This window comes from Pseudomonas kilonensis, from assembly GCF_001269885.1.
GTDB classification, from domain to species: domain Bacteria; phylum Pseudomonadota; class Gammaproteobacteria; order Pseudomonadales; family Pseudomonadaceae; genus Aquipseudomonas; species Aquipseudomonas kilonensis.
The window spans coordinates 220,739-245,004 of sequence record NZ_LHVH01000034.1 but is presented as its reverse complement, the minus strand read 5'-3'; the positions used below and the strand labels follow the sequence as shown (position 1 = coordinate 245,004).

22 protein-coding genes are annotated in these 24,266 nt (G+C 62.9%); 9 read left to right on the top strand and 13 right to left on the bottom strand.

Annotated features, from left to right (window positions below):
- Positions 1–23: 23 nt before the first annotated feature.
- From ppa to exaC, 8 genes are all read right to left on the bottom strand, one after another.
- On the bottom strand, positions 24–551 hold the full coding sequence (gene ppa / locus AD662_RS25260; RefSeq protein WP_018611265.1) for an inorganic diphosphatase: 528 nt from the start codon (positions 549–551) through the stop codon (positions 24–26).
- Between the two features lie 111 nt (positions 552–662).
- Positions 663–1,475 carry a M90 family metallopeptidase gene (locus tag AD662_RS25255; RefSeq protein ID WP_053189922.1) on the bottom strand — a complete coding sequence of 271 codons (813 nt, stop codon included), beginning with the start codon at positions 1,473–1,475 and terminating at the stop codon, positions 663–665.
- Between the two features lie 5 nt (positions 1,476–1,480).
- Positions 1,481–2,137, bottom strand: coding sequence for a DedA family protein (locus AD662_RS25250; RefSeq protein ID WP_014340397.1), 657 nt, complete (start codon positions 2,135–2,137; stop codon positions 1,481–1,483).
- 1,275 nt (positions 2,138–3,412) lie between these two features.
- A complete protein-coding gene (locus AD662_RS25245; protein ID WP_018611257.1) occupies positions 3,413–3,874 on the bottom strand; it encodes a GNAT family N-acetyltransferase in 462 nt (153 codons plus the stop codon).
- 107 nt (positions 3,875–3,981) lie between these two features.
- Positions 3,982–4,806: an ethanolamine ammonia-lyase subunit EutC gene (gene eutC, locus AD662_RS25240; protein ID WP_018611255.1), complete on the bottom strand. Its 825-nt coding sequence runs from the start codon at positions 4,804–4,806 to the stop codon at positions 3,982–3,984.
- Between the two features lie 11 nt (positions 4,807–4,817).
- Entirely contained in the window at positions 4,818–6,212 is a 1,395-nt protein-coding gene (locus AD662_RS25235) for an ethanolamine ammonia-lyase subunit EutB (RefSeq protein WP_003205921.1), read from the bottom strand.
- 341 nt (positions 6,213–6,553) lie between these two features.
- Complete coding sequence (gene eat / locus AD662_RS25230; RefSeq protein WP_018611251.1) at positions 6,554–7,924, bottom strand: ethanolamine permease; 1,371 nt, start codon at positions 7,922–7,924, stop codon at positions 6,554–6,556.
- Between the two features lie 244 nt (positions 7,925–8,168).
- Entirely contained in the window at positions 8,169–9,689 is a 1,521-nt protein-coding gene (exaC, locus tag AD662_RS25225) for an acetaldehyde dehydrogenase ExaC (RefSeq protein WP_018611249.1), read from the bottom strand.
- A 367-nt stretch (positions 9,690–10,056) separates the two neighbouring features.
- On the opposite strand from exaC, the gene AD662_RS25220 reads away from it, so the two are divergent.
- The 4 genes from AD662_RS25220 to AD662_RS25205 all read left to right on the top strand — a co-directional run bounded on the left by AD662_RS25220 (position 10,057) and on the right by AD662_RS25205 (position 14,596).
- Positions 10,057–11,964 (top strand): sigma-54-dependent Fis family transcriptional regulator, encoded by a 1,908-nt coding sequence (locus AD662_RS25220; protein ID WP_053189921.1) that lies wholly within the window; start codon positions 10,057–10,059, stop codon positions 11,962–11,964.
- 376 nt (positions 11,965–12,340) lie between these two features.
- The gene (gene mpl, locus AD662_RS25215) at positions 12,341–13,690 is read left to right on the top strand and encodes a UDP-N-acetylmuramate:L-alanyl-gamma-D-glutamyl-meso-diaminopimelate ligase (RefSeq protein ID WP_053189920.1); all 1,350 of its coding nucleotides are present in this window, start codon (positions 12,341–12,343) and stop codon (positions 13,688–13,690) included.
- Positions 13,687–14,319, top strand: coding sequence for a flavin prenyltransferase UbiX (ubiX, locus tag AD662_RS25210; RefSeq protein WP_053189919.1), 633 nt, complete (start codon positions 13,687–13,689; stop codon positions 14,317–14,319). Before mpl ends, ubiX begins: the two co-directional genes overlap by 4 nt.
- Positions 14,312–14,596 carry a YceK/YidQ family lipoprotein gene (locus AD662_RS25205; RefSeq protein ID WP_018611242.1) on the top strand — a complete coding sequence of 95 codons (285 nt, stop codon included), beginning with the start codon at positions 14,312–14,314 and terminating at the stop codon, positions 14,594–14,596. Before ubiX ends, AD662_RS25205 begins: the two co-directional genes overlap by 8 nt.
- A 191-nt stretch (positions 14,597–14,787) precedes the next feature.
- Here the strand turns inward: AD662_RS25205 and AD662_RS25200 are convergent, their stop codons facing one another.
- From AD662_RS25200 to AD662_RS25190, 3 genes are all read right to left on the bottom strand, one after another.
- Positions 14,788–15,429 (bottom strand): oxidoreductase, encoded by a 642-nt coding sequence (locus AD662_RS25200; RefSeq protein ID WP_018611240.1) that lies wholly within the window; start codon positions 15,427–15,429, stop codon positions 14,788–14,790.
- 27 nt (positions 15,430–15,456) lie between these two features.
- Positions 15,457–17,175: a C13 family peptidase gene (locus AD662_RS25195; RefSeq protein WP_053182107.1), complete on the bottom strand. Its 1,719-nt coding sequence runs from the start codon at positions 17,173–17,175 to the stop codon at positions 15,457–15,459.
- A gap of 102 nt (positions 17,176–17,277) precedes the next feature.
- A complete protein-coding gene (locus tag AD662_RS25190; RefSeq protein WP_003205908.1) occupies positions 17,278–17,733 on the bottom strand; it encodes a MaoC family dehydratase in 456 nt (151 codons plus the stop codon).
- 337 nt (positions 17,734–18,070) lie between these two features.
- Here AD662_RS25190 and AD662_RS25185 point away from each other — a divergent pair, with 337 nt between their 5' ends.
- The 3 genes from AD662_RS25185 to AD662_RS25175 are packed head-to-tail and all read left to right on the top strand — an operon-like array spanning position 18,071 to position 19,750.
- Positions 18,071–18,436 (top strand): CidA/LrgA family protein, encoded by a 366-nt coding sequence (locus tag AD662_RS25185; protein WP_014340386.1) that lies wholly within the window; start codon positions 18,071–18,073, stop codon positions 18,434–18,436.
- Positions 18,433–19,149 (top strand): LrgB family protein, encoded by a 717-nt coding sequence (locus tag AD662_RS25180; protein ID WP_003205906.1) that lies wholly within the window; start codon positions 18,433–18,435, stop codon positions 19,147–19,149. Before AD662_RS25185 ends, AD662_RS25180 begins: the two co-directional genes overlap by 4 nt.
- A gap of 10 nt (positions 19,150–19,159) precedes the next feature.
- The gene (locus tag AD662_RS25175; protein WP_014340384.1) at positions 19,160–19,750 is read left to right on the top strand and encodes an LON peptidase substrate-binding domain-containing protein; all 591 of its coding nucleotides are present in this window, start codon (positions 19,160–19,162) and stop codon (positions 19,748–19,750) included.
- A gap of 145 nt (positions 19,751–19,895) precedes the next feature.
- On the opposite strand, the gene AD662_RS25170 is transcribed toward AD662_RS25175, so the two are convergent.
- Positions 19,896–21,212, bottom strand: coding sequence for a bifunctional DedA family/phosphatase PAP2 family protein (locus tag AD662_RS25170; RefSeq protein WP_053189918.1), 1,317 nt, complete (start codon positions 21,210–21,212; stop codon positions 19,896–19,898).
- A 178-nt stretch (positions 21,213–21,390) separates the two neighbouring features.
- A complete protein-coding gene (locus AD662_RS25165) occupies positions 21,391–22,068 on the bottom strand; it encodes a DNA-3-methyladenine glycosylase (RefSeq protein WP_053189917.1) in 678 nt (225 codons plus the stop codon).
- Positions 22,069–22,264: 196 nt separating this feature from the next.
- Between AD662_RS25165 and AD662_RS25160 the strand changes: the two genes are divergently transcribed.
- Positions 22,265–23,536, top strand: a complete 1,272-nt coding sequence (locus tag AD662_RS25160; RefSeq protein ID WP_053189916.1) for a glutamate-5-semialdehyde dehydrogenase — start codon at positions 22,265–22,267, stop codon at positions 23,534–23,536.
- Position 23,537: 1 nt separating this feature from the next.
- Complete coding sequence (gene nadD, locus AD662_RS25155) at positions 23,538–24,224, top strand: nicotinate-nucleotide adenylyltransferase (RefSeq protein ID WP_014340380.1); 687 nt, start codon at positions 23,538–23,540, stop codon at positions 24,222–24,224.
- The last annotated feature ends 42 nt before the right edge of the window (positions 24,225–24,266 follow it).

The window sequence follows — 24,266 nt, the reverse complement described above, 5'->3', positions numbered from 1 at the left end:
CGGGGTTCTTTTTAAAGTTTGCTTCAGCCTTTGTAGGCGGCAGCCGACTTGATGATCGCTTCGCGGGCGGCGTCTGCACCGGCCCAGCCTTCGATCTTGACCCATTTGCCTTTTTCGAGATCTTTGTAGTTCGCGAAGAAGTGCTCGATCTGCTGGATCAGCAGCGGTGGCAGGTCGGTGTATTCCTTCACGTCGACGTACAGTTGCGACAGTTTGTCGTGTGGCACTGCGATGACTTTGGCATCGCCGCCGCCGTCGTCGGTCATGTTCAGGATGCCGACTGGACGGGCGCGGATGACCGAGCCTGGGGCGACTGGGTAAGGGGTCACGACCAGCACGTCGAGGGGGTCGCCGTCGTCGGCCAGGGTGTTGGGGATGTAACCGTAGTTGGCCGGGTAGAACATGGGGGTGGCCATGAAACGGTCAACGAACAGGCAATCGCTGTCTTTGTCGATTTCGTATTTGATCGGGGCGTGGTTGGCCGGGATTTCGATCGCGACGTAGATGTCGTTCGGCAGGTCTTTGCCAGCCGGAATCTTGCTGTAGCTCATTGGGCGGTGCCCCCGTTAGTTGACCAAATGACTGGTCGGATTGACCAAAAAGTGGCGGCGATTATAGGCATATTCAGCCGCTGTTGCCACGTTACCAGGGTCGTAGAGACCTTAGTATGACGCCTGATAGACCGGATCTTCGGCCTGAAGTTGCCGCAACCGGGCCAACGGATCCTGGCGGTAGAACGCCTTGAGCTGTTCGTAGACCTTTGGATAGGCCTGGTGCAGCAGGTCTGGGGCGCTGAAGAAGTATTCGCTGGTGACGGCAAAGAACTCCGCCGGGTTCTCGGCGGCGTAGGGGTCGATGACGGTTTCTGCGTCGGGGTTGTGGTCGAGTTGGCGGTCGAGGTCGTCGAAGGCTTGCTGCATGGCGTCGGCCCAGTCGCTGACGCGCATGTCGGCGTGCAGGGGTGGCAGGCCGTTGGCGTCGCCGTTGAGCATATCGAGTTTGTGCGCCAGTTCGTGGATCACCAGGTTGTAGCCGTCCCAGCCGCCGCTGGCCATCACGCCGTCCCAGGCCAGGATGATCGGGCCTTGGGGCCAGGCTTCGCCGCTGTGTTCGCCGTCCCATTCGTGCTCGATGCCGCTGGCGTCGCGGTAGCGCTGGGGGCTGAGGAAGTCGTCGGGGTAGAGGACGATTTCGTGGAAGCCCTGGTACCAGTTCAGCTCGCCCAGGTGCATCAGCGGCAATTGGGCCTGGGCGGCGAGCAGCAGGCGTTGTTCCTGGTGCAGTTCGACGCCGGGCAGGGCGCTGAGGTGTTTATCGTGCAGGAACAGCACGCAGGCTTCCCGCAGCCATTGGTCCTCGGCGGCGCTGATGCCGTCGAGGAAGCTCAATTGTTGGCGCACCCGCTGCCAGGTGTCCTCGGCCACGGGGTGTTTGGCGAGGGTGCGTCGGCGGCGCCAGTTGCTCAGGGACCACATGGCGATCAGCGCGGGTGGGCTTTCGAGGCGCGCTGGCTCAGTTTGCTGCGCACCAGGCTGATGATCATCGGCAGCAGCGACAGCAGGATGATGCCGACGACCAGCAGCGACAGGTTTTGCTTGATGAAGGGCACGTTGCCGAAGAAGTAGCCGAGGGTCACCAGGCCGCCGACCCACAGGATGGTGCCGAGGACGCTGAAGCCGAAGAAGCGTGGGTAAGGCATTTTGCCGACGCCGGCGACGAAGGGCGCGAAGGTGCGGATGATCGGCAGGAAACGCGCCAGGGTCACGGTTTTGCCGCCGTGTTTGTCGTAGAAGTCGTGGGTTTGCTGCAGGTAGTCGCGGCGGAAGATTTTCGAGTCGGGGTTGCTGAACAGTTTTTCGCCAGCGGTGCGGCCGATGAGGTAGTTGGTGCTGTCGCCGAGGATGGCCGCGAGCATCAGCAGGCCGCCCAGTAGGACTGGGTCCATGGCGCCACCGGCGGCTACGGCGCCGGCGATGAACAGCAGGGAGTCGCCCGGCAGGAAGGGTGTGACCACCAGGCCGGTTTCACAGAAGATCACCAGGAACAGGATGGCGTAGATCCAGGTCCCGTAGTTGGTCACCAGCATGTCGAGGTAGACGTCGAGATGCAGAATGAGGTCGAGGGGGTTGAAATCCATGCAAAGCACCTGTGGTGGCGGCCCGACTCGGCAGGCTTGTGGGACTGGCTTTGAGTATGGCTACAGAGTGTGTAGCTTTTTCTTACAAGCCGGGAAGAGCGGCATTATACGGCGAGGATTGTGAAGCGCGTGTTGAGTTTGTAGCGGGGGATTTCGGTGGTTTTGTGGGCGGTGGAGCTCTTTGTGGGAGTGGGCTTGCTCGCGAAGGTGGCGGTCCATTCAACATTGAGGCAACTGAACTACTGCTTTCGCGAGCAAGCTCGCTCCCACAATGAGATCGGGTACGACTGGGAGAGCCAGGCCGGCTGTCAGGCCGCCTCGCGAGCAAGCTTTGCTCCCACAGGTCTGACGGGTGTATGAGTGGGAGAATCAGGCTGGCTGGTAGGCCGCCTCGCGAGCAAGCTTTGCTCCCACAGGTCTGACGGGTGTATGAGTGGGAGAATCAGGCTGGCTGGTAGGTCGCCTCGCGAGCAAGCTTTGCTCCCACAGGTCTGACGGGTGTATGAGTGGGAGAATCAGGCTGGCTGGTAGGCCGCCTTCGCGAGCAAGCTCGCTCCCACAATGGGATCGGGTACGACTGGGAGAGCCAGGCCGGCTGTCAGGCCGCCTCGCGAGCAAGCTTTGCTCCCACAGGTCTGACGGGTGTATGAGCGGGAGAATCAGGCTGGCTGGTAGGCCGCCTTCGCGAGCAAGCTCGCTCCCACAATGGGATCGGGTACGACTGGGAGAGCCAGGCCGGCTGTCAGGCCGCCTCGCGAGCAAGCTTTGCTCCCACAGATCTAGCGGGTGTACGACTGGGAGAGCCAGGCCGGCTGTCAGGCCGCCTCGCGAGCAAGCTTTGCTCCCACAGATCTAGCGGGTGTACGACTGGGAGAGCCAGGCCGGCTGTCAGGCCGCCTCGCGAGCAAGCTTTGCTCCCACAGATCTAGCGGGTGTACGACTGGGAGAGCCAGGTCGGCTGTTAGGCCGCCTCGCGGTGGACGTTGATCTCGGGGCCCCGTTAACCACGCTGGCCGAACGCAGGCATTGTGGAGTGGGCAACCCGGCATGGATGCCGGGTTAGCCGCGCTGGGCCATGGATGGCCCTTCGCGGCGGGCCCACGGAGCAATGCCGGAGTGAGGGCATGCCGAGCCTAAGCGAGGCACCGAGTGGTGGGGCAAAAGCGGTTTTGGTTACTTTTGGCGCTCTTCCAAAAGTGACCCGCCGTCAGGGCGGAACCCTAAGCCGCCGTTACCGCAGCAATGGATATGTCCCCGATCATTGCTCCGAACGGCTCAGATCCCGTCGCTGATCGGCAACACGTAGTTCTTGAACTCGGTGTCTTCCTTGAACCCAATCGACTCGTAGGTCTTCTGCGCCACTTCGTTGTTGCTGCTGGTGGAGACGCGCATGCGTACGGCGTTGGTTTCCTTGGCCATTTTTTTCGCGGTGCGAATCAGGTTGTCGGCCACCAGCTGGCGGCGGGCGTCTTCGGCGACGTAGATGTCGTTGAGGATCCACACGCGCTTGAGTGACAGCGACGAGAAGCTTGGGTAGAGCTGGCAGAAGCCCAGCAATTTGCTGTCGTCATCATCAGGCAAGGCCAGGTAAATCACCGACTCCTTGCGGCGCAGGCGTTTTTCGAGGAAGGCTCGGGACGAATCCGGGTAGGGCAGGGAGCCGTAGAATTCCCGGTATTTGACGAACAATGGGGTCAGCAGGTCCAGGTGTTCCAGGGTCGCTTGGATAATCCGCATGGTAGGTCTCGTCTGCAAAGGTCGACAGATATTCAGACAACAATGTCGCGCTGCCGTGCTTTTGATGCTGCCTGAAAGCGGATCAAAAACGCAATCGGATAAACGGATCAGTTTCGGGGCGGCGCCAGTAGGAAATTACCTTTCATATCGGCAGCGTTTTCCGAATCCAGAGTGTGAACCTGGGCTTCGTCCTTCAGATTGACCCCTGAAAGCTGGCGGCGACAGGCTTCGCGCATCAGGTAGATCAGGCGGTGGGCGGCCATGCCGTAGCTCAGGCCTTCGAGGCGGACATTGGAGATGCAGTTGCGATACGCATCGGTCAGGCCGACCTTGGGCGCGTAGGTGAAATACAGCCCCAGGCTGTCGGGGGAGCTGAGGCCGGGGCGTTCGCCGATCAGGATCACCGACATTTTCGCGCCGAGCCGCTGCGCCACTTCATCGGCTACGGCGACGCGGCCTTGCTCCACTAAAACTATTGGCGACACAGACCAACCGTCAGCAGCGATCTGCTCTTCCAGCCGCGCCAGGAACGGCAAGGTATGGCGATGCACCGCCAGCGCCGACAGGCCATCCGCCACGACGATGGCCAGATCCACGCCGCCAGGGTGGGCCGCCGCGTAATCCTGCAGGACCTGCGCGGAGGCGTCGTCGAGCCGTCGGCCCAGGTCCGGGCGCTGTAGATAACTGTTGCGGTCGCTGGCCGCGCTGTGGAGCAACAGGCTCTCACGGCCGCGCTCGCTCAGTTGAGCGCGAATGCCCTGATGATCGAACGCCAGGTGCACCGCATCGCGGGCCTGGGCGTGGGCGAACTGGAAATCCAGTTGCGCCGAGGTCGGCAGGCTGGTGCCAGTGCGCCCCAGGGCGATGCGCGCCGGGGTGAGGTTGCGCAGATTCAGCCAAGGGTTTTGTGGGTCGACAGGTGATTTATCCATGGGCAGCTCACTTATCCCAAATGCGCGAGGGCGTGACGAAACGCCGGAGGCAGGTTGTCGCCGAACCGCACCCGGCCATCGGCCTGGGTGAAGATGCCCATGTTCGCCAGCCATGTTTCGAATTCCGGCGCCGGCTTCAGGCCCAGGGTCTGGCGGGCGTAGAGGGCGTCGTGGAACGAGGTGGTCTGGTAGTTGAGCATGATGTCGTCGGAGCCGGGGATGCCCATGATGAAGTTGATCCCGGCCACGCCCAGCAGGGTCAGCAGGGTGTCCATGTCGTCCTGGTCGGCTTCGGCGTGGTTGGTGTAGCAGATGTCGCAGCCCATCGGCACGCCCAGAAGCTTGCCGCAGAAGTGGTCTTCGAGGCCGGCGCGGATGATCTGTTTGCCGTTGTACAGGTACTCCGGGCCGATGAATCCTACAACCGTGTTCACCAGGAACGGGTTGAAATGTCGCGCCACGGCGTAGGCCCGGGTCTCGCAGGTCTGTTGATCGACACCGTGGTGGGCGTTGGCTGACAGCGCGCTGCCCTGGCCGGTTTCGAAATACATCAGGTTGTTGCCCAAGGTGCCGCGGTTCAGGCTGAGCCCGGCGTCGTAGCCTTCTTTCAAGACGCTCAGGCTGATGCCGAAACTGGCGTTGGCCGCTTCGGTGCCGGCGATGGACTGGAACACCAGGTCCAGGGGCACGCCGCGGTTCGCTGCTTCGATGGAGGTGGTGACGTGGGTCAGCACGCAGCCTTGGGTGGGGATGTCGTAGCGCTGGATGATGGCGTCGAGCATTTCCAGCATCGCGCAGATCGAGGCGGTGCTGTCGGTGGCCGGGTTGATGCCGATCATGGCGTCGCCGTTGCCGTAGAGCAGGCCGTCGAGGATGCTCGCGGCGATGCCGGCCGGTTCGTCGGTGGGGTGATTGGGTTGCAGGCGGGTGGACAGGCGCCCGCGCAGGCCGAGGGTGCCGCGGAATTTGGTCACCACGCGGATTTTCTGCGCCACCAGCACCAGGTCTTGCACGCGCATGATCTTCGACACGGCGGCGACCATTTCCGGTGTCAGTCCCGGGGCCAGCGCTCGCAGGCTCTGTTCATCGGCGGCGTCGCTGAGCAGCCAATCGCGAAAACCGCCGACGGTGAGGTGGCTGACGGTGGCGAAAGCTTGTTTATCGTGAGTGTCGACGATCAGCCGGGTGACTTCGTCGACCTCGTAAGGAATCAGCATTTCTTGCAGGAAATGGCTGAGGGGCAGGTCGGCCAGCGCCATTTGCGCGGCCACGCGCTCACCATCGTTGAGCGCCGCGACCTCGGCCAAAAAATCCCCGGAACGCGCCGGGCTGGCCTTGGCCATCAGGTCTTTGAGGCTGTCGAAGCGGTAGGTCTGGGCGCCGACGGAATGGGCGAATGCGGCCATGGGGCGGTGTCCTCCTGGTTCTCTAAATACTCAAATACACCGCAGATCCAACTCTGTGGAAGAACCCAGTGAGAGAGCCCAGTGGGAGAACCCAGTGGAAGAACCCAGTGGGAGAACCTTGTGGGAGCAAAGCTTGCTCGCGATAGCGGAGTGTCAGAAAAGTATTCTCCACTGATACACCGCTATCGCGAGCAAGCTTTGCTCCCACAGAGCCTCCCACAGAGCCCCTCCCACAGAGTCCTTCCCAAGAGCCCTTCCCAAGAGTTTTCCCACACAGGAAGGGAACTGCGTGCACTTTTAAATGGCAGGCACCAGGCCCTCGGCCCGGTGCCGGTGCAACTTCAGATACCTGTGAGCATAGCGTCCGCCGGTGCATCGGAGCGTTGCTTGGCGGTCAGTTGGAAATACAGGTAGCCAACAATCATGAAACCGAGGAACACCAGCCCGATCACGGTGTTGAACCACGCCATCGCCACCAGGCACACCACCGCCAGGAACAGCGCAATGCCCGGCACGATCGGGTAGCCCGGGGCGCGGAAGGTGCGTTCCAGGTTCGGTTCGGTCTTACGTAATCTGAACAGGCTGAGCATGCTGATGATGTACATCACGATGGCGCCGAACACCGACATGGTGATCATCGCCGCCGTCAGGCTCATGCCTTGCAGGTTGACCAGGCCATCGCTGTAGATCGCCGCGATGCCGATGACGCCGCCGGCCAGGATCGCCCGGTGCGGGGTCTGGAAGCGCGACAGTTTCGCCAGGCCACGGGGCAGGTAACCGGCACGGGCCAGGGCGAAGAACTGCCGCGAGTAGCCGAGGATGATCCCGTGGAAACTCGCCACCAGGCCGAACAGGCCGATCCACACCAGCATGTGCATCCACGTTGAATCGTTGCCGACCACGGCCTTCATGGCCTGGGGCAGCGGGTCGTTGATGTTCGACAGTTGGCGCCAGTCACCCACGCCGCCGGCCATGATCATCACGCCGATGGCCAGGAACACCAGGGTCAGGATGCCGCTGACGTAAGCGCGGGGAATCGTGCGTTTCGGGTCCTTGGCTTCTTCGGCGGCCATGGCCGCGCCTTCGATGGCGAGGAAGAACCAGATCGCGAAGGGGATCGCCGCGAAAATGCCCGGGATCGAGGCGAGGCTGAACTCATTGGAGCCGGCCCAGCCGTTGAGCACGAAGTTACTGAAGCTGAAGCCCGGCGCGACCACGCCCATGAACACCAGCAACTCGGCGACCGCCAGCACGGTGACCACCAGCTCGAACGCGGCGGCGATGCTGACGCCGAGGATGTTCAGGGTCATAAATATGATGTACGCGCCGACCGCCGCGAGCTTGGGGTCCAGCTCGGGAAATTGCACGTTGAGGTAGGCGCCAATCGCCATCGCGATGGCCGGGGGCGCAAAGACGAATTCGATCAGGGTGGCGATCCCGGCGATCAATCCGCCTTTCTCGCCAAAGGCCCGTCGGCTGTAGGCAAAAGGCCCGCCGGCGTGAGGAATTGCGGTGGTCAGTTCGGTGAAACTGAAGATGAAACAGGTGTACATCAACGCCACCATGAGGGCGGTGACGAGAAACCCGAGGGTCCCTGCGGTGCCCCAGCCGTAGCTCCAGCCGAAGTATTCACCGGAAATCACCAGGCCGACGGCGATGCCCCATAAATGCAGGGTGCCGAGTGTGGGTTTGAGTTGAGTGGTAGAAGTCATAAGTCCTCTCTGTCTTTTTTATTGTTTGATCTGCTGGACTTTCGGGATTGCTGTGGAGCGGGCACGCAAGGCTCATGCCAGAGCGGTGGGGCATTGATTCTGTGTGTGAGTTGATTGTTCCCACGCTCTGCGTGGGAACACAGCCAGGGACGCTCCGCGTCCCAAAGAGCCGAACGCGGAGCGTCCGTAGAGGCATTCCCACGCAGAGCGTGGGAACGATCAGCCGGGCGCAATTTCCCGCAGGTTAGAAGAACCCCAACGGATTGATGTCGTAGCTCACCAGCAAATTCTTGGTCTGCTGGTAATGGTCGAGCATCATCTTGTGCGTCTCACGACCCACGCCGGACTTCTTGTAGCCACCGAACGCGGCGTGCGCCGGGTACAGGTGGTAGCAGTTGGTCCAGACGCGACCGGCCTTGATCGCCCGGCCCATGCGGTAGGCGCGGTTGATGTCGCGGGTCCAGAGGCCGGCGCCGAGGCCGAACTCGGTGTCGTTGGCGATCGCCAGGGCTTCGGCTTCGTCCTTGAAGGTGGTGATGCTCACCACTGGGCCGAAGATTTCTTCCTGGAACACGCGCATTTTGTTGGTGCCCTTGAGCAGGGTCGGCTGGATGTAATACCCGGTCGCCAGGTTGCCCTCGAGTTTTTCCACCTTGCCACCGGTCAGCAGCTCGGCGCCTTCGCCCTTGGCGATTTCCAGGTACGAAAGAATCTTGTCGAATTGCTGCTCGGACGCCTGGGCGCCGACCATGGTCTCGGTGTCCAGCGGGTCGCCACGCTTGATCTGCAGGACTTTCTTCATCACCACTTGCATGAATTCGTCGTAGATCGACTCCTGCACCAGGGCGCGGGATGGGCAGGTACAGACTTCGCCCTGGTTGAAGAACGCCAGCACCAGGCCTTCGGCGGCTTTTTCAATGAAGCTCGGCTCGGCTTGCATAATGTCTTCGAAGAAAATGTTCGGCGACTTGCCGCCCAGTTCTACGGTAGACGGGATGATGTTCTCGGCGGCGCATTTCATGATGTGCGAGCCCACCGGGGTGGAACCGGTGAAGGCGATCTTGGCGATGCGCTTGCTGGTGGCGAGGGCTTCGCCGGCTTCTTTGCCGAAACCTTGCACCACGTTCAGTACGCCAGGCGGCAGCAGGTCGCCGATCAGCTCCATGAGCACGCAGATGCCCAGTGGGGTTTGCTCGGCCGGCTTGAGCACCACGCAGTTACCGGCGGCCAGGGCCGGGGCGAGTTTCCAGGCGGCCATCAGCAGCGGGAAGTTCCACGGGATGATCTGCCCGACCACGCCCAGCGGTTCATGGATGTGGTAGGCCACGGTGTTGCCGTCGATCTCGGCGGCGCTGCCTTCCTGGGCCCGCAGGCAACCGGCGAAGTAGCGGAAGTGGTCGGCGGCCAGGGGGATGTCGGCGTTGAGGGTTTCACGCACGGCCTTGCCGTTGTCCCAGGATTCGGTGATCGCCAGCACTTCGAGGTTGGCTTCGATGCGGTCGGCGATTTTCAACAGGACCAGCGAACGCGCCTGGGCCGACGTGGCACCCCAGGCATCAGCAGCAGCGTGGGCGGCGTCCAGGGCTTTTTCGATGTCTTCGGCCGTGGAGCGCGGGAATTCGGCAATGGGCTGGCCATTGACCGGGGACGTATTGGTGAAGTACTGACCTTTGACAGGCGCGACGAATTCGCCGCCGATGTAGTTACCGTATTTAGCCTTGAACGAAACGATAGCGCCTTCAGTACCGGGGTGAGCGTAACGCATGATGAGTTCTCCTTGGCTTTTGTGCTTATTGGGGAGCCGCGCAAAAACGCGCTGGTACTTAAGCCTAGAGCAAAGGTCGGGCCATTGCCTTGCAGGGCCCGTAAATCAAGACTTTAGGAGGAGTTGGTCGGACAAACGGATGCCCTGCGTGACGATTGCGATACAGCGGGTGTGACAGTTTGTGCCAGATACGAGACAGTCTGTGACCGGCAGGTCGCGCCAGCATTGCAAAGGTGGTTGGGCTGGAGGATGCTGGACATTCAGCACAGCTCCTGCGGGAACAAAGGTCTGTGGGGGTAAGGTCTGTGGGAGCAAGGTTCGACAGTTGCTCCAGCAGGCCGCAACCTTTGGGGAGAATAATAAGAACATGCACAGCAACCACTTGAGTCGCCATGCCCAGCAAGTCCTGACGGTCACCCAGGGCAAGGCCCATTTGCAGGGCCCTGGCAGCGATCCGTCGATTGCCCGTTCCTGGCTGCGCTGCCTCGAGGACTATCACCTCGACCCGGCCCAGAACCTGGCGCCGACGGTGCTCGAACATGGCCGGGTGCTGGAAAGCCGCGAGCGCTTGCAACAGGTGCTGCACATCGCCGGCAATGAAATGACCAGCCTGCACCAGCAACTCTCCGGCGCCGGCCACGCGGTGCTGCTGACCGACGCCCGGGGCGTGATCCTCAACTGCGTCACCGCCCCCAGCGAACGGAAGATTTTCGAACGGGCCGGCCTCTGGCTCGGCGCCGATTGGAGCGAAGCCTGCGAAGGCACCAACGGCATCGGCACCTGCCTGGTGGAGCGCCAGGCCCTGACCATCCACCAGGAAGAACATTTTCGCGGCCGCCACACCGGCCTGACCTGCTCGGCCAGCCCGGTCTTCGACCCCCAGGGCGAACTGCTGGCGGTGCTCGACGTGTCTTCGGCCCGGCCGGACGTGTCGCGCCAGAGCCAGTTCCACACCATGGCCCTGGTCAATCTCTCGGCGAAGATGATCGAGAGCTGCTATTTCCTCCGTTGCTTCGACAATCAATGGCTGCTGCGCTTCCACTTGCAGGCCGAGTCCGTAGGGCTGTTCAGCGAAGGCTTGATGGCGTTCGACGGCGAAGGGCGGATCAGCGCCGTCAACCAGAGTGCGCTGAACCTCTTGGGGCATATTCGCGGCCGCTTGCTGGGCCAGCGGGTGGAGGACTTTTTCGATTGTTCGTTGGACGAATTGCTCGGCCGCGCGAGTGTAAGTGCCAGTGCGAGCTGGCCGCTGCGCACCCGTGACGGCCGGCATTTGTTCGCCGTGTTGCGTGGTCAGCCGCGCAGTGTGCCGGTGCCGGTTGCGCCGCTGCTCAAGGCCATCGAGCCCGCTCGCCTGCCAGGCATCTGCCTGGGGGATGCGGCGTTGCAGGAGCATTTTCGCAAAGCGCTGCGGGTGTTCGAGCGCGATGTGCCGCTGCTGATCCAGGGCGAAACCGGCTCCGGCAAGGAGGCGTTTGCCAAGGCCGTGCACCACGCCAGCCAGCGCGCCGGCAAGCATTTCGTCGCCCTCAACTGCGCGGCCATCCCGGAAAGCCTGATCGAAAGCGAGCTGTTCGGTTATCGCGGCGGCAGCTTCACCGGCGCGCGCAAGGAAGGCATGCGCGGCAAGCTGCAACAGGCCGACGGCGGCACGCTGTTCCTCGATGAAATCGGCGACATGCCCTTGGCCTTGCAGACCCGTTTGCTGCGGGTGCTGGAAGATCGCCAAGTGGTGCCCATCGGCGGCGAGCCCGAGGCGGTGAACGTGCGCATCATCAGCGCCACCCACCGGCAGTTGCTGGATCGGGTGCAGGACGGCAGTTTTCGTGAGGATTTGTACTACCGCCTCAACGGCCTGGAAATCCCACTACCGGCGTTGCGCGAACGCAGCGATAAGTCGCAGTTGCTGGATTTTCTGCTGGCTGAAGAGAGCGGGGCCGAGACGGTGCTCATCGACGAACCGGCGCGCCAGGCGTTGCTGGGGTTCGACTGGCCGGGCAACGTGCGGCAATTGCGCAATGTGCTGCGAACCCTTGCCGCGCTGTGCGATGGCGGGCGGATCGGGTTGGAGGACTTGCCGGCCATGATCCGCCAGCGTCCGTCGATGGCGCTGGTTGAAGCGGTGGCGGAGCGGCCGCTGGCGGATGCCGAGCGGCTGGCGTTGCTCGATGCGCTGGAGCGCCAGCGCTGGCACATGACCCACACGGCGGAACAACTGGGGATCAGCCGCAATACCCTCTACCGCAAGCTGCGTAAACACGCGATTGCCCGATAACCGCGGCGCGGCCATTCGCGAGCAAGCCCGCTCCCACATTCTGACCGCATTCCTCCTGAAGAAACTCGGTCAACTGTGGGAGCGGGCTTGCTCGCGAAGGCGGCACTTTCAACATCAATGCAGCTGATCCACCTCTATCGCGGGCAAGCCTTGCTCCCACAGTTGAGCGCATTCCTTCTGAAGAAACTCGGTCAACTGTGGGAGCGGGCTTGCTCGCGAAGGCGGCGGCACTTTCAACATCAATGCAAGCTGATCCACCGCTATCGCGGGCAAGCCTTGCTCCCACAGAAGGCCGTCTGTGCACCGGGGGCTCAAACACAAGGTGCGATTTCCCCCTCCCTACGCTAACCTGCGGCCATGTTTTACGAGGTCGACTATGCACATCCATATTCTCGGTATTTGCGGCACTTTCATGGGTTCGATGGCGGTCCTGGCCAAGGAGCTGGGTCATCACGTGACCGGCTCCGACGCCAACGTCTACCCGCCGATGAGCACTCAGCTGGAAGCTCAGGGCATCGAACTGACCCAAGGTTATGACCCGGCGCAACTGGACCCGGCGCCGGACCTGGTGGTCATCGGCAACGCCATGTCCCGTGGCAACCCGGCGGTGGAGTACGTGCTCAATAAGGGCCTGCCGTACGTGTCCGGGCCGCAGTGGCTGGCCGATCACGTGCTGCAGGGCCGTTGGGTCCTGGCCGTGGCCGGCACCCACGGCAAGACCACCACCAGCAGCATGCTCGCCTGGGTGCTGGAGCACGCCGGCATGAGCCCGGGTTTCCTGATCGGTGGCGTGCCGCAGAATTTCTCGGTGTCGGCGCGCCTGGGTGGCACGCCGTTCTTCGTGATCGAGGCCGACGAATACGACAGCGCGTTTTTCGACAAGCGCTCGAAATTCGTCCACTATCGTCCCCGCACCGCGATTCTCAACAACCTTGAGTTCGATCATGCGGACATTTTCCCCGATCTGCCGGCCATCGAGCGGCAGTTCCACCATTTGGTGCGCATCATCCCCAGCGAGGGCCTGGTGATTCACCCGACCACCGAGCCGGCCTTGCAACGTGTGATCGAGATGGGTTGCTGGACCCCGGTGCAAACCACCGGTGCGGGTGGGCAGTGGCAGGTGAAGTTGCTCAAGGATGACGGTTCGCAGTTCGAAGTCATGTTCGAAGGCCAGTCCCAAGGCGTGGTCGAGTGGGACATGACCGGCCAGCACAACGTCGCCAACGCCCTGGCAACTTTGGCGGCGGCCCGGCATGTCGGCGTGGTGCCGTCCATGGGTATTGCCGCGTTGAGCGCGTTCAAGAGCGTGAAGCGGCGGATGGAGAAGGTCGCCGAAGTGCGCGGCATCACCATCTATGACGACTTCGCCCACCACCCGACCGCCATCGCCACTACCCTCGACGGTTTGCGCAAGCGCATCGGCGATGCGCCGCTGATCGCGATCATCGAGCCGCGTTCCAATTCCATGAAGCTCGGGGCGCACCGTGATGGCCTGCCGGAAAGCGTGGTCGATGCCGACCAGGTGATCTGGTACGCACCGGCCAACCTCGGCTGGGACCTCGGCGCCACTGCGGCGCTGTGCACGGTGCCATCGATTGTCAGCGATTCCCTGGAAGGCATCATCGAGCGCGTGAAGAGCCAGGCCCAGCCCGGCACCCACGTGGTGATCATGAGCAACGGCGGCTTCGGCGGCCTGCACGGCAAACTCGCCGAGGCCCTGAAATGAGCAATGGCCCCGAACGCATCACGCTGGCGATGACCGGTGCGTCCGGCGCCCAGTACGGCTTGCGCCTGCTCGATTGCCTGGTGCGTGAAGACCGCGAGGTACACTTCCTCATCTCCAAGGCCGCGCAACTGGTGATGGCCACCGAGACCGACGTGACCCTGCCGTCCAAGACCCAGATGATGCAAGCCTTCCTCACCGAATACACCGGTGCGGCGGCGGGGCAGATTCGCGTGTATGGCAAGGAAGACTGGATGTCGCCAGTGGCCTCGGGCTCCGGCGCGCCGGCCGCCATGGTGGTGGTGCCGTGTTCCACCGGGACGCTGTCGGCGATTGCCACCGGGGCCTGCAACAACCTGATCGAGCGGGCGGCGGACGTCACGCTCAAGGAGCGCCGCCAGTTGATCCTGGTGCCGCGGGAAGCGCCGTATTCGAGCATTCACCTGGAGCACATGCTCAAGCTGTCGAACATGGGCGTGACGATCCTGCCGGCCTCGCCGGGTTTCTATCACCAGCCGCAGACCATTGATGACCTGATCGATTTCGTGGTCGCGCGGATCCTCAATCTGCTGAACATCCCTCAAGACATGCTGCCTCGTTGGGGCGAGCACCATTTGAGCAGTGATGAATAAGCTGCTGATCGTGCTGCTGGCGCTGCAACTGACCGGCTGCGCCACCGCCCGCACCCTCGACGCCGCCAAGCCGGGGGCGCCGGTGGTGTATGCGGGCACGCGCCTGGATCTGTACGCCCTCAACGGTGGTTGCTGCGCCAAGGACCGCTTTGGTGCCGAGGCACCGCGTTACCCGGGGCTCGATCTGCCGGGCAGTGCGCTGCTCGATACCTTGTTGTTGCCGTTGTCGTTGTTTACGGCGATAGGTGTGGGGTTTCAGGCTACAGGTGGGTTGTAAAAGATCTAACTGTGTTGAAGGATCTATCTGTGGCGAGGGGATTTATCCCCGCTGGGCTGCGAAGCAGTCCCCAAAGACTGGGCTATTACCCCTGGCAGCTGCATGACACTTTGGGCCATTTGGGGGCCGCTTCGCAGCCCAGCGGGGATAAATCCCCTCGCCACAATGATCGCGCTGTCCCAGATGTCACTTTATTTGCCGAGCTTACGCAACTCATCCGACTCCACCACCCGCACCCCATCCTGTTCTTCCAGCGCCAGACGCCACATGGCGCGGGCCAGTTGGCAGGCTTCGATGCCGTGGTACTTGCCCGGGATCAGCTTCGACAGCGGTCCGGCCAGTTGCTCGGCCAGGCGCGGTTCAACCCGGTCGCCCAGCAGCAGGGAAGGCCGGCAAATGGTCAGTTGCGGCCAGCCCTGGGCCTTGAGTGCCGCCTCCATTTCACCTTTGACCCGGTTGTAGAAGATCGATGACTTGGCGTCGGCCCCCAGCGCGCTGATCACCACCAGGTGCCGTGCGCCCAGTTCCCGGGCGCGCTTGGCAAACGTCACCACCAGGTCCAGGTCCACCGCGCGAAAGGCTGCTTCAGAGCCGGCTTTCTTGATGGTCGTGCCGAGGCAGCAGAAGGCGATATCGACCTGGCCACTGAGTTGAGGCAGCACCTGGGCCGGCTCCCCAACCGGGTTTTCCAAGTGTGGATGTTCAGCCAGTGGCCGGCGTGAAGGCGCCAAGACGCGAGTGATGGTCGGCTCGTTGAGCAGCCGGTCCAGTAGGTGTTCCCCGGTCAGCCCGGTCGCACCGGCGAGCAAAACATGCTGAGGCGTCAAGTACATAGTGTTTCCCCCTTGATACGGTTCAGCTTAGTTGCTCTTTGTCGCCTCGTCGTTCAATGCAGCACTTTGCAATGCTTTACGTGCCTGCTGTTTGCGCAGCAGTTGCCAGTGGGAAAGGACCGTCCTCGGCGCCCACATCTGTGGTTCGGAGGCTTCGAAGTTGTCGGCCTGTTCGCGCTCGGCCACGGTGGCCTTGGCCCGCTTGAAGGCCTGCTCCAGGTCGTCGGTCTGGTTCAATGCCTGGGCGAACAACGCATCGCCGAAATAGGTGAAGTTGGCTTCCTCGGAGCAGCCGAAGGACACCCGGTCGGCCCGGGAGGCGGTCATGATCAGCGTGCGTTCATCCTTGAGTACCGGGATGAAACCGCCGGAATAACAGGCCGAGATCACCACGATCTTGTCGCGGTTCTTCAGCGGTGCGAGGACCACGGCCAGTTCATCGGCGGGCAGGTCGGCCAGTTCCATGCGCGGCTGGTCGAGCACCAGTTCATGCTCGCTGGTGCCGTGGCTGGTCAGGTAGATGAAAATCAGGTCTTCCGGGCCGCTGCGTTCGGCCAGGGTGGCGGCGGCGCGGCGCAGGCTTTCGCGGCTGGCCATGGGCCGGTCGCCGAGGTGATCGCGGTGGTTCACCAGGCGGATCTGGCCGAATGCGCCGAAACGGCTGGTGAGCATGTTGGCGACATAGTCGGATTCGCGCAGGAACACGCTTTGCTTGCCGTCGCCACCCAGGGTCAGGCTGTACAGCTCCACCGCCGGGGTCGAGGCCGGGATGTTGGCCAGGGCGTCCTCCAGCAGGCGGCCTTGGGCCAGCAGGCCGAGTTCGAGGACATCCGGCAGCAGCCGGCCATCAGCGTCGCGCACCCGCTGGCCGTTGGCCCAGGTGCCGCTTTGCACGGTGCCGTCGGTCAGCGCCAGGGTGCCGCGCCCGTGGTAACTGTCGCTTTCGAACTGGCCGACGTAAAAACTGCCGTCGGGCAGGTTCAGGCGGCCTTCGCCGGTAAAGCGCCAATCATTGAATTGACCGAGATAGTGGCTGCCGTCGGCACCGATCAGTTCGCCCTTGCCGGTCAGTGCGCCATCCTTGAACTGCCCGATCCAGACATCGCCGTCGGCATTTTCGTAGCGACCGCGACCGTTGAGCTGGTTGTTTTTGAAACCGCCGATGTAGACATCGCCATCGGCACTGTTGAAGGTGCCCTTGCCTTGCAGTTGCCCGTCGACAAAATGGCCGGTGAACTGGTTGCCGCTGGCATCGAAGCGCTGGCCTTCGCCGTTGGGCTTGCCGTTGACGAACGGGCCCTGGTACTGGCTGCCGTCGTCGAGTTCCAGGCGTCCGAGGCCGGTGTAGCGGTCGGCCTTGAACTCGCCCCGGTAGGTCATGCCGTTTTCCTTGAGCGTCCCTTCACCGTCCCGCCGCCCCAGCTTGAAGCCGCCGGTGTAGCTGCTGGTCGGTGTGGTCAGGCTGCCCTGGCCGTGGAACAGGCCTTGCTGGAGTTGGCCGCGATAGACCTCGCCATTGCTGCCATGCCATTCCCCGGTGCCGTGCCACTGGCCTTTGTCGAACTGCCCGGCGTACCAGCTGCCATTGGGGTAATCGATGCGCCCCTGGCCTTGCAGCAACCCGTCCACCAGGTCGCCGCGATAGCGGCCGCCGTCGGGCAGGCGCGCGTCGGGAGGCAGCGGCGATTCGCTGTTGCCACAGGCGGTGAGCAGCAGGGTCAGGGTCAGTGGGACGAATAAGCGCATAACGGGATCCAGGTCATCAGGCCACGAGTATGCCGCAGCTATGCGCGTTGAACATAGGAAAGCGATGCGAAACTGCCTGGACGGTTTCGCATTTGCGCAGGTTTACACGAAGCAGAGCGACAGCGGCTCGGCGATGTAGGCCGGTTTTTCCGAACCTTCGATCTCCAGCGTGGCGGTGGCCTTGAGCAGCCATTGGCCAGGTTTTTTCTCGGTGACTTCCACCAGGTCGACCTTGAGCCGGACCTTGGAATCGACCTTCACCGGTTGGATGAAGCGCACGCTGTCCAGCCCGTAGTTGACGACCATTTTCACGCCCTCGGGCAGGATCAGGATGTCTTCCATCAGCTTGGGCATCAGCGACAGCGACAGGAAACCGTGGGCGATGGTGCTGCCAAACGGGGTCTGCGCGGCCTTGACCGGATCGACGTGGATGAACTGAAAGTCGCCAGTGGCTTCGGCGAACAGGTTGATGCGCTCCTGGTCGATGGTGAGCCATTCGGAACGTCCAAGTTCCTTGCCGACATAATCTTTGAGCGCTGCAACGGGGACGTAGGGCATTGAGACTCTCCTTGGGTTCATCGGTTTTACTTTTTCTGGAACGGGGATTGGCGTCCCCGGAGAACCACTGTAGATCAACATGGCGCGCAGGGAAGGTCATCGACCATGCTTTTTACGAATGCCGACCCATAGCGCGGGCGTGTTTAAATGTGTCGTCTGGTTACTCCCTGTAGGAGCTGCCGAAGGCTGCGATCTTTTGATTTGTTGATTTTTCGCTTCAGACTCAATTGGCAGGGGAAAGATCGCAGCCTCGTTGCACTCGACAGCTCCTACAGGCAGCTTCTGCAGGTGGTTTCTACGGGATGGGGTTCATGGGTGTTTGTGGGGGAGAGAGCGGATGTTGCTACGGGGCCTGACCTGGCTGGTGCTGTTTCAATTGCTGGGCACTGCGATCAATCATTTGTTCTTGCCGGTGCTGCCGGGGCCAATCATTGGTCTGCTGCTGTTGCTCGGTTATCTGGTGGTGCGCGGCGAAGTCAGCGAGCCGTTGAACCTGGCCGCCAGCAGCCTGTTGCGTTATCTGCCCTTGCTGCTGGTGCCGCCCGCCGTGGGGGTGATGGTCTACGCCGGGGCGATTGCCGCCGATTTCTGGGCCATCGTCGGCGCGTTGACCTTGTCGCTGGTGCTGTCCGTGGCGTTGACGGGGGTGCTGATGCAGCGCCTGGCCCGGCGTCACGTCGCCGCCCCGGAGGACAGCCAATGATGCTCGACTGGCAAGGTGCCTGGACCTCGGTGATTCACCATCCGCTGTTCGGCATCGGCATTACCCTGGGCGCCTATCAACTGGTGCTGGCGGCGTTCGAGAAGACCCGCTGGGTGTTCCTGCAACCGGTGCTGATGTCGATGGTACTGTTGATCGTCGTGCTCGTCGGTTGCGGCATCGACTATGCCGAATACCGCAAGAGCACCGAGATCCTCAGCATCTTGCTGGGCCCGGCCACGGTCGCCCTGGCGGTGCCGCTGTATTTGAACCTGCGACGGATCCGGCAGTTGTTCTGGCCGATTTTTACTACGCTGGTGATAGCTGGGGTGTTTGCCACCGGCTCTGCGGTGGTGTTGGGCTGGGCCTTCGGTGCCGAGCACATGATTCTGATGACCATGGCGCCCAAGTCCGTGACTTCGCCGATCGCCATGCTGGTGGCCGAGCAGATCGGCGGTGTGGCGGCGATGGCGGCGGTGTTCGTGTTGATCACCGGTGTGCTTGGGGCGATTCTCGGCCCGAGCATTTTGACCCGGTTGGGTGTCCATAGCCCTGAGGCCCGGGGCATGGCCCTGGGGCTGGCGGCCCATGCCGTGGGCACGTCGGTGGCGTTGCAGGAAAGCGAGGAAACCGGCGCCTTTGCGGCGCTGGCGATGAGTCTGATGGGCGTGGCCACGGCGGTGTTGCTGCCGTTGGTGGTGTCGATGACGGTTTAAGGAATTGGTTATGAGCTTGCCGCTTTTCCCGTTGAACACCGTGCTGTTCCCCGGTTGCATCCTCGACTTGCAGATTTTCGAGGCGCGCTACCTCGACATGATCGGGCGCTGCATGAAAAAGGGCGAAGGCTTCGGCGTGGTGTGCATCCTCGATGGCGAGGAAGTCGGCATCGCGCCTGAAGGCTATGCGCGGGTCGGTTGTGAGGCGCGCATCACCGATTTCTCCCAGCAGGACAATGGTCTGCTGGGCATTCGCGTGCAGGGCGGGCGGCGCTTTATCGTCCATGGCAGCAGCGTCCAGGCGGATCAACTGACCGTCGCCGAGGTCGAGTGGCTGGAGGAAGAGCCGGAGCAACCGCTGCAAGAGGAAGACGCCGACCTGGTGGCGCTGCTCAAGGCCCTGGCCGAGCACCCGATGGTCGAGGCGCTGAACATGGGCACCGAAGCGACCGGCCAGCAATCGCTGGCCAATCAACTGGCCTACCTGCTGCCGTTCAACGAGCTGGACAAGATCGACCTGCTGCAACTCGACGACCCGCAACAGCGCCTGGATGCGATCCAGGCGTTGCTCGATGAGTTGCAGGGCGAGCTCTTCGCCTGACACCCCTCATATCCACTGAACAACACCGACCCTGTGGGAGCGGGCTTGCTCGCGAAGGCGGAGTGTCATCCAACGCATGTGTTAACTGATCCACCGCCTTCGCGAGCAAGCCCGCTCCCACAGGTGGAGTGCAGTGTCTCTGGCATCAATAGGCATACCGCAACATCGCATGCGGCAAGTGCCGCAGGGCGAAGAAACTGAACACCGCCACCAGTGCCGGCAGAACCAGCCACCAGACTTTTGGCGGCATGGCCGGCAGCGGGCTCTGGCGCTGGCTCAACCACAGGGCGGCCGCACAGATGCTGGCGGCGAGCATCGCCCCGGCGGCGATGTCGCTCGGCCAATGCGCGCCCAGGTAGACCCGCGACAGGGCGATGGCCAGCGCCGGCAAGCAGCCCAGCAACAGCCAGGTCAGGCGCAGGCGTGGCGGTTGGCCGCGGCCGGCCAGGACAGCGAGGGTCAGGAACAGCGCGAATGCCCCGGAGGAGTGGCCGCTGGGCATGCTGTAGCTGGTCAGCGGGTCGCTGAGGATTTCCGGGCGCACACGGGCAAAAAAGTGTTTGAAGCCGGTATTGGCCAGGGCGGTAATCAGCATCGTGCCCCCGGCAAAAAATGCCTGGCGCCATTGCCGTGCCAACAGCAGTAACCCGGTCACCAGGCTGCAGACAATCAACATGTAGCGGAATTCGCCGATCAGCGTGAAGGTCACGGCGATTTCATCCAGCGTCGCGCTGCGGTGCTCCTGGACCAGGGCCATCAAGCCCTGGTCGAACGCCGTCAGGTAACGAAAGCCGATGAACAGGCCGATCAGGATCACCAGGCCAAGGCCGGCGATCAGTGCCGTGGCATGGCGATGGCGGCGCATGCTGCTGTTGACGCTCAGCCCGATCATCACCGCGATGCTGCCGATGACCACGCCGGCCTGAGGCCAGAAGCCTTCAGGCAGTGGCAGGCGAAACGCCGCCCCGGTGGCCCAGCCCGGCAGCAGGTACGCCACCGTCCAGCCCGCCGCGGCCAACACGCTGACGGCGGCGAAGCGCGGGAACGGCATGTCGCACATCCCGGCCACCATCGGCAACATCGGCCGTAGCGGGCCGATGAAACGCCCCACCAGCAGGCTGGCGATGCCGTAGCGCTGGAAATAACTTTCCGCAGCGCTCATCCATTCCGGGTGATGCCGCAGCCCCGGCAGGCGTCGGATGTTCTGGTGGAAATGCCGCCCCAGGAAATATGACACCAGGTCCCCGAGCAGCCCGCCAAGCAGGCCCAGCAGCAACGTCTCGCCCAAGGACAACGCGCCGCTGCCGGCCAGCACGGCAATTGCAAACAACAGCACCGTACCCGGCACGATCAGGCCGGCAATGGCCAGGCACTCCACGCAGGCAACGATGAACACCGCCACCGCCAGCCATTGCGGGTTGACGGTCAACCAACCGGTGATGCTATCGAGCCATGGGCCCATAAATACAACTCCATTGAATAGTGATTGGCATGCAGTTTTTTACTGTGGGGAGAGCTTGTGGGAGCAAAGCTTGCTCGCGACGAACGATGACGCGACCTTACTGTTGATCCGTGTCGCCTGCATCGCGGGCAAGCCTTGCTCCCACAAGCCCGCTCCCACAGGGAGATGCGGTATTTCATCAGGGCAACAAAAAATAATCACGCCCTTCGACCTGTCCGCGCCGCAAAGGGTTGCGGGTACACCACGGGGCGTAGGCGGCGTCGACGAAGCGGTAGGGCAGGTGTTCGTCCCGTCCCTGGGGAATGCCCAGGCGGGTGGTCTGGATCGCATTGACCGTCGGCACGCCGACATCTTCCACCAGCAAGCGCTCGGGGTCGAAGCGTTTGGCGTCCCAGTCCGGCACTTTCAGCCCCAGGGCTTTGCACAGCAAGGTCTGGCCGGCACAGAGTTTTTGCGGTGTGCGCGGCCGGCCTTGGGCGTCGGGGTTGTTGAGCAGCATCTGCGCCAGGCTCGCCGGCCCGCAAAGGGCGTCGACCCACGGGTACGCCGATTTGATCAGCACCGCATTGCCGGGGCCTTGGGCGCTGAAGTTCAACGAATCGCCGCCCCGGGCGTAGTACATATAGATGTGCCCGCCATCCAGAAACAAAGCCTTACGTTTTTCTGTGTAGCCCAGCGAGGCGTGGCTGCCCTTTTCGGCGAAGTAATACGCCTCGGTCTCGATGATCCGCGCGCTGAGCCACAGCTCACCGACCTTGTGGCGGATGACTTTGCCCAGCAGGTCCTTGGCAAGCACCTGGGCGTCGCGATCGAAAAAGGCGTGGGGCAGGGCGTTGGGCGATGGCAAATCGGTCATGGCGTTAAACGAAATGAGGCCAAAGGAAGCGCGATGATAGCAATGGAAAGCTTAATCACCGCTGAACAGTCGCTTCAACCGGCTGTTTACGCCTGTTTTGCTCCTCCGCCGGTCACCACTGTGAGTCCATGCTGTTAGTCGAGGGTTACGACAGCTATAATCTGCCGCTTTCCTCATCGCCAAGACCACACAGACCATGACTGAGTCCGTTCTTGACTACATGACCCGCCTGGGTCGCGCCGCTCGTGCAGCGTCGCGCATCATCGGCCGGGCCAGCACCGCGCAGAAAAACCGCGCCCTGCAGGCCGCCGCCAATGCGCTGGACGCCGCGCGCGCCGAGTTGTCCGCTGCCAACGAACTGGACCTGGCCGCCGGCCGGGCCAATGGCTTGGAGCCGGCCATGCTCGAGCGCCTGGCGCTGACCCCGGCACGCATCGACGGCATGATCGTCGGTTTGCGCCAGGTCGCGGCCCTGCCGGACCCGGTCGGGGCGATCCGCGACATGAGCTACCGCCCGTCGGGCATCCAGGTCGGCAAGATGCGCGTGCCCCTGGGCGTGGTCGGGATCATCTACGAGTCGCGGCCGAACGTGACCATCGACGCTGCGAGTTTGTGCCTGAAGTCGGGTAACGCGACCATCCTGCGTGGAGGCTCCGAGGCCATCCATTCCAACCGCGCCATTGCCGCCTGCATCCAGCGCGGCCTGGCCGAGGCCGATCTGCCGGCGGCCGTGGTGCAAGTGGTGGAAACCACTGACCGCGCCGCAGTCGGCGCGCTGATCACCATGCCTGAGTTCGTCGATGTCATCGTGCCGCGTGGCGGCAAGGGCCTGATCGAACGGGTCAGCCGTGACGCCCGCGTGCCGGTGATCAAGCACCTGGACGGCATCTGCCACGTCTACGTCAGCGCCCACGCCGAATTGCCGAAGGCCCAGCGCATCGCCTTCAACGCCAAGACCTACCGCTACGGTATCTGCGGCGCGATGGAAACCCTGCTGGTGGACCAGGCCGTGGCCAAGGACTTCTTGCCGTCGATGGCTGCCCAGTTCCGCGAAAAAGGCGTCGAGCTGCGTGGTTGCGAGCGCACCCGAGCGATCATCGAGGCCGTCGCGGCCACGCAAGAAGACTGGGACACCGAATACCTGGCGCCGATCCTGTCGATCCGTGTGGTCGACGGGCTGGAGGAGGCCATCGAGCACATCAATCGCCACGGCTCGCACCACACCGACTCCATTGTCAGTGAAAACCTGGGTGAAACCCGGCGCTTCGTGGCCGAAGTGGATTCGGCGTCGGTGATGATCAACACCCCGACCTGCTTCGCCGATGGCTTTGAATACGGATTGGGTGCCGAGATCGGCATTTCTACTGATAAGCTGCACGCCCGCGGCCCGGTGGGCCTCGAAGGCCTGACCTGCGAGAAGTACATCGTGGTCGGTGACGGCCAGTTGCGCGGACAGGAGTCGGTCTGACTTGGGCGATCTCGACCCGCCAGCTGCTGTGACGACGACAACCCCGCCCCGGCGCATCGGCATCCTGGGCGGCACGTTCGACCCGGTGCACATCGGCCATTTGCGCGGTGCGCTGGAAGTCGCCGACGCCTTGGCCCTCGATGAGCTACGCCTGACGCCCAGCGCCCGGCCGCCTCACCGGGATACGCCGCAGGTGTCGGCGCAGGACCGCCTGGCGATGGTCGAGTGCGCGGTGGCCGGTGTGGCACCGTTGGTGGTGGACGCCCGCGAATTGCAGCGGGACAAGCCGTCCTACACCATTGATACCCTGGAGCTGATGCGCGCCGAACTGGCCGCTGATGCCCAGGTTTTTCTGCTTCTGGGCTGGGACGCATTTTGCGGCCTGCCCACTTGGCATCGCTGGGAAGAGTTGCTCCAGCATTGCCACATCCTGGTGTTGCAACGCCCGGATGCCGACAGCGAGCCGCCGGATGCCTTGCGCAACCTGCTGGCGGCCCGCTCGGTGAGCGACCCGCTGGCCCTGAAAGGGCCGAGCGGACAGATTGCATTCGTCTGGCAGACGCCGCTCGCGGTATCCGCCACCCAGATCCGTCAACTGCTGGCCAGCGGTAAGTCGGTACGTTTCCTGGTGCCCGACGCGGTCCTGGCCTACATCGATGCGCACGGGCTTTACCGTGCGTCGAACTGAAAAAGGTGTGCTTCAAGGCACGTGAATGCGTGTAGCGAAGCG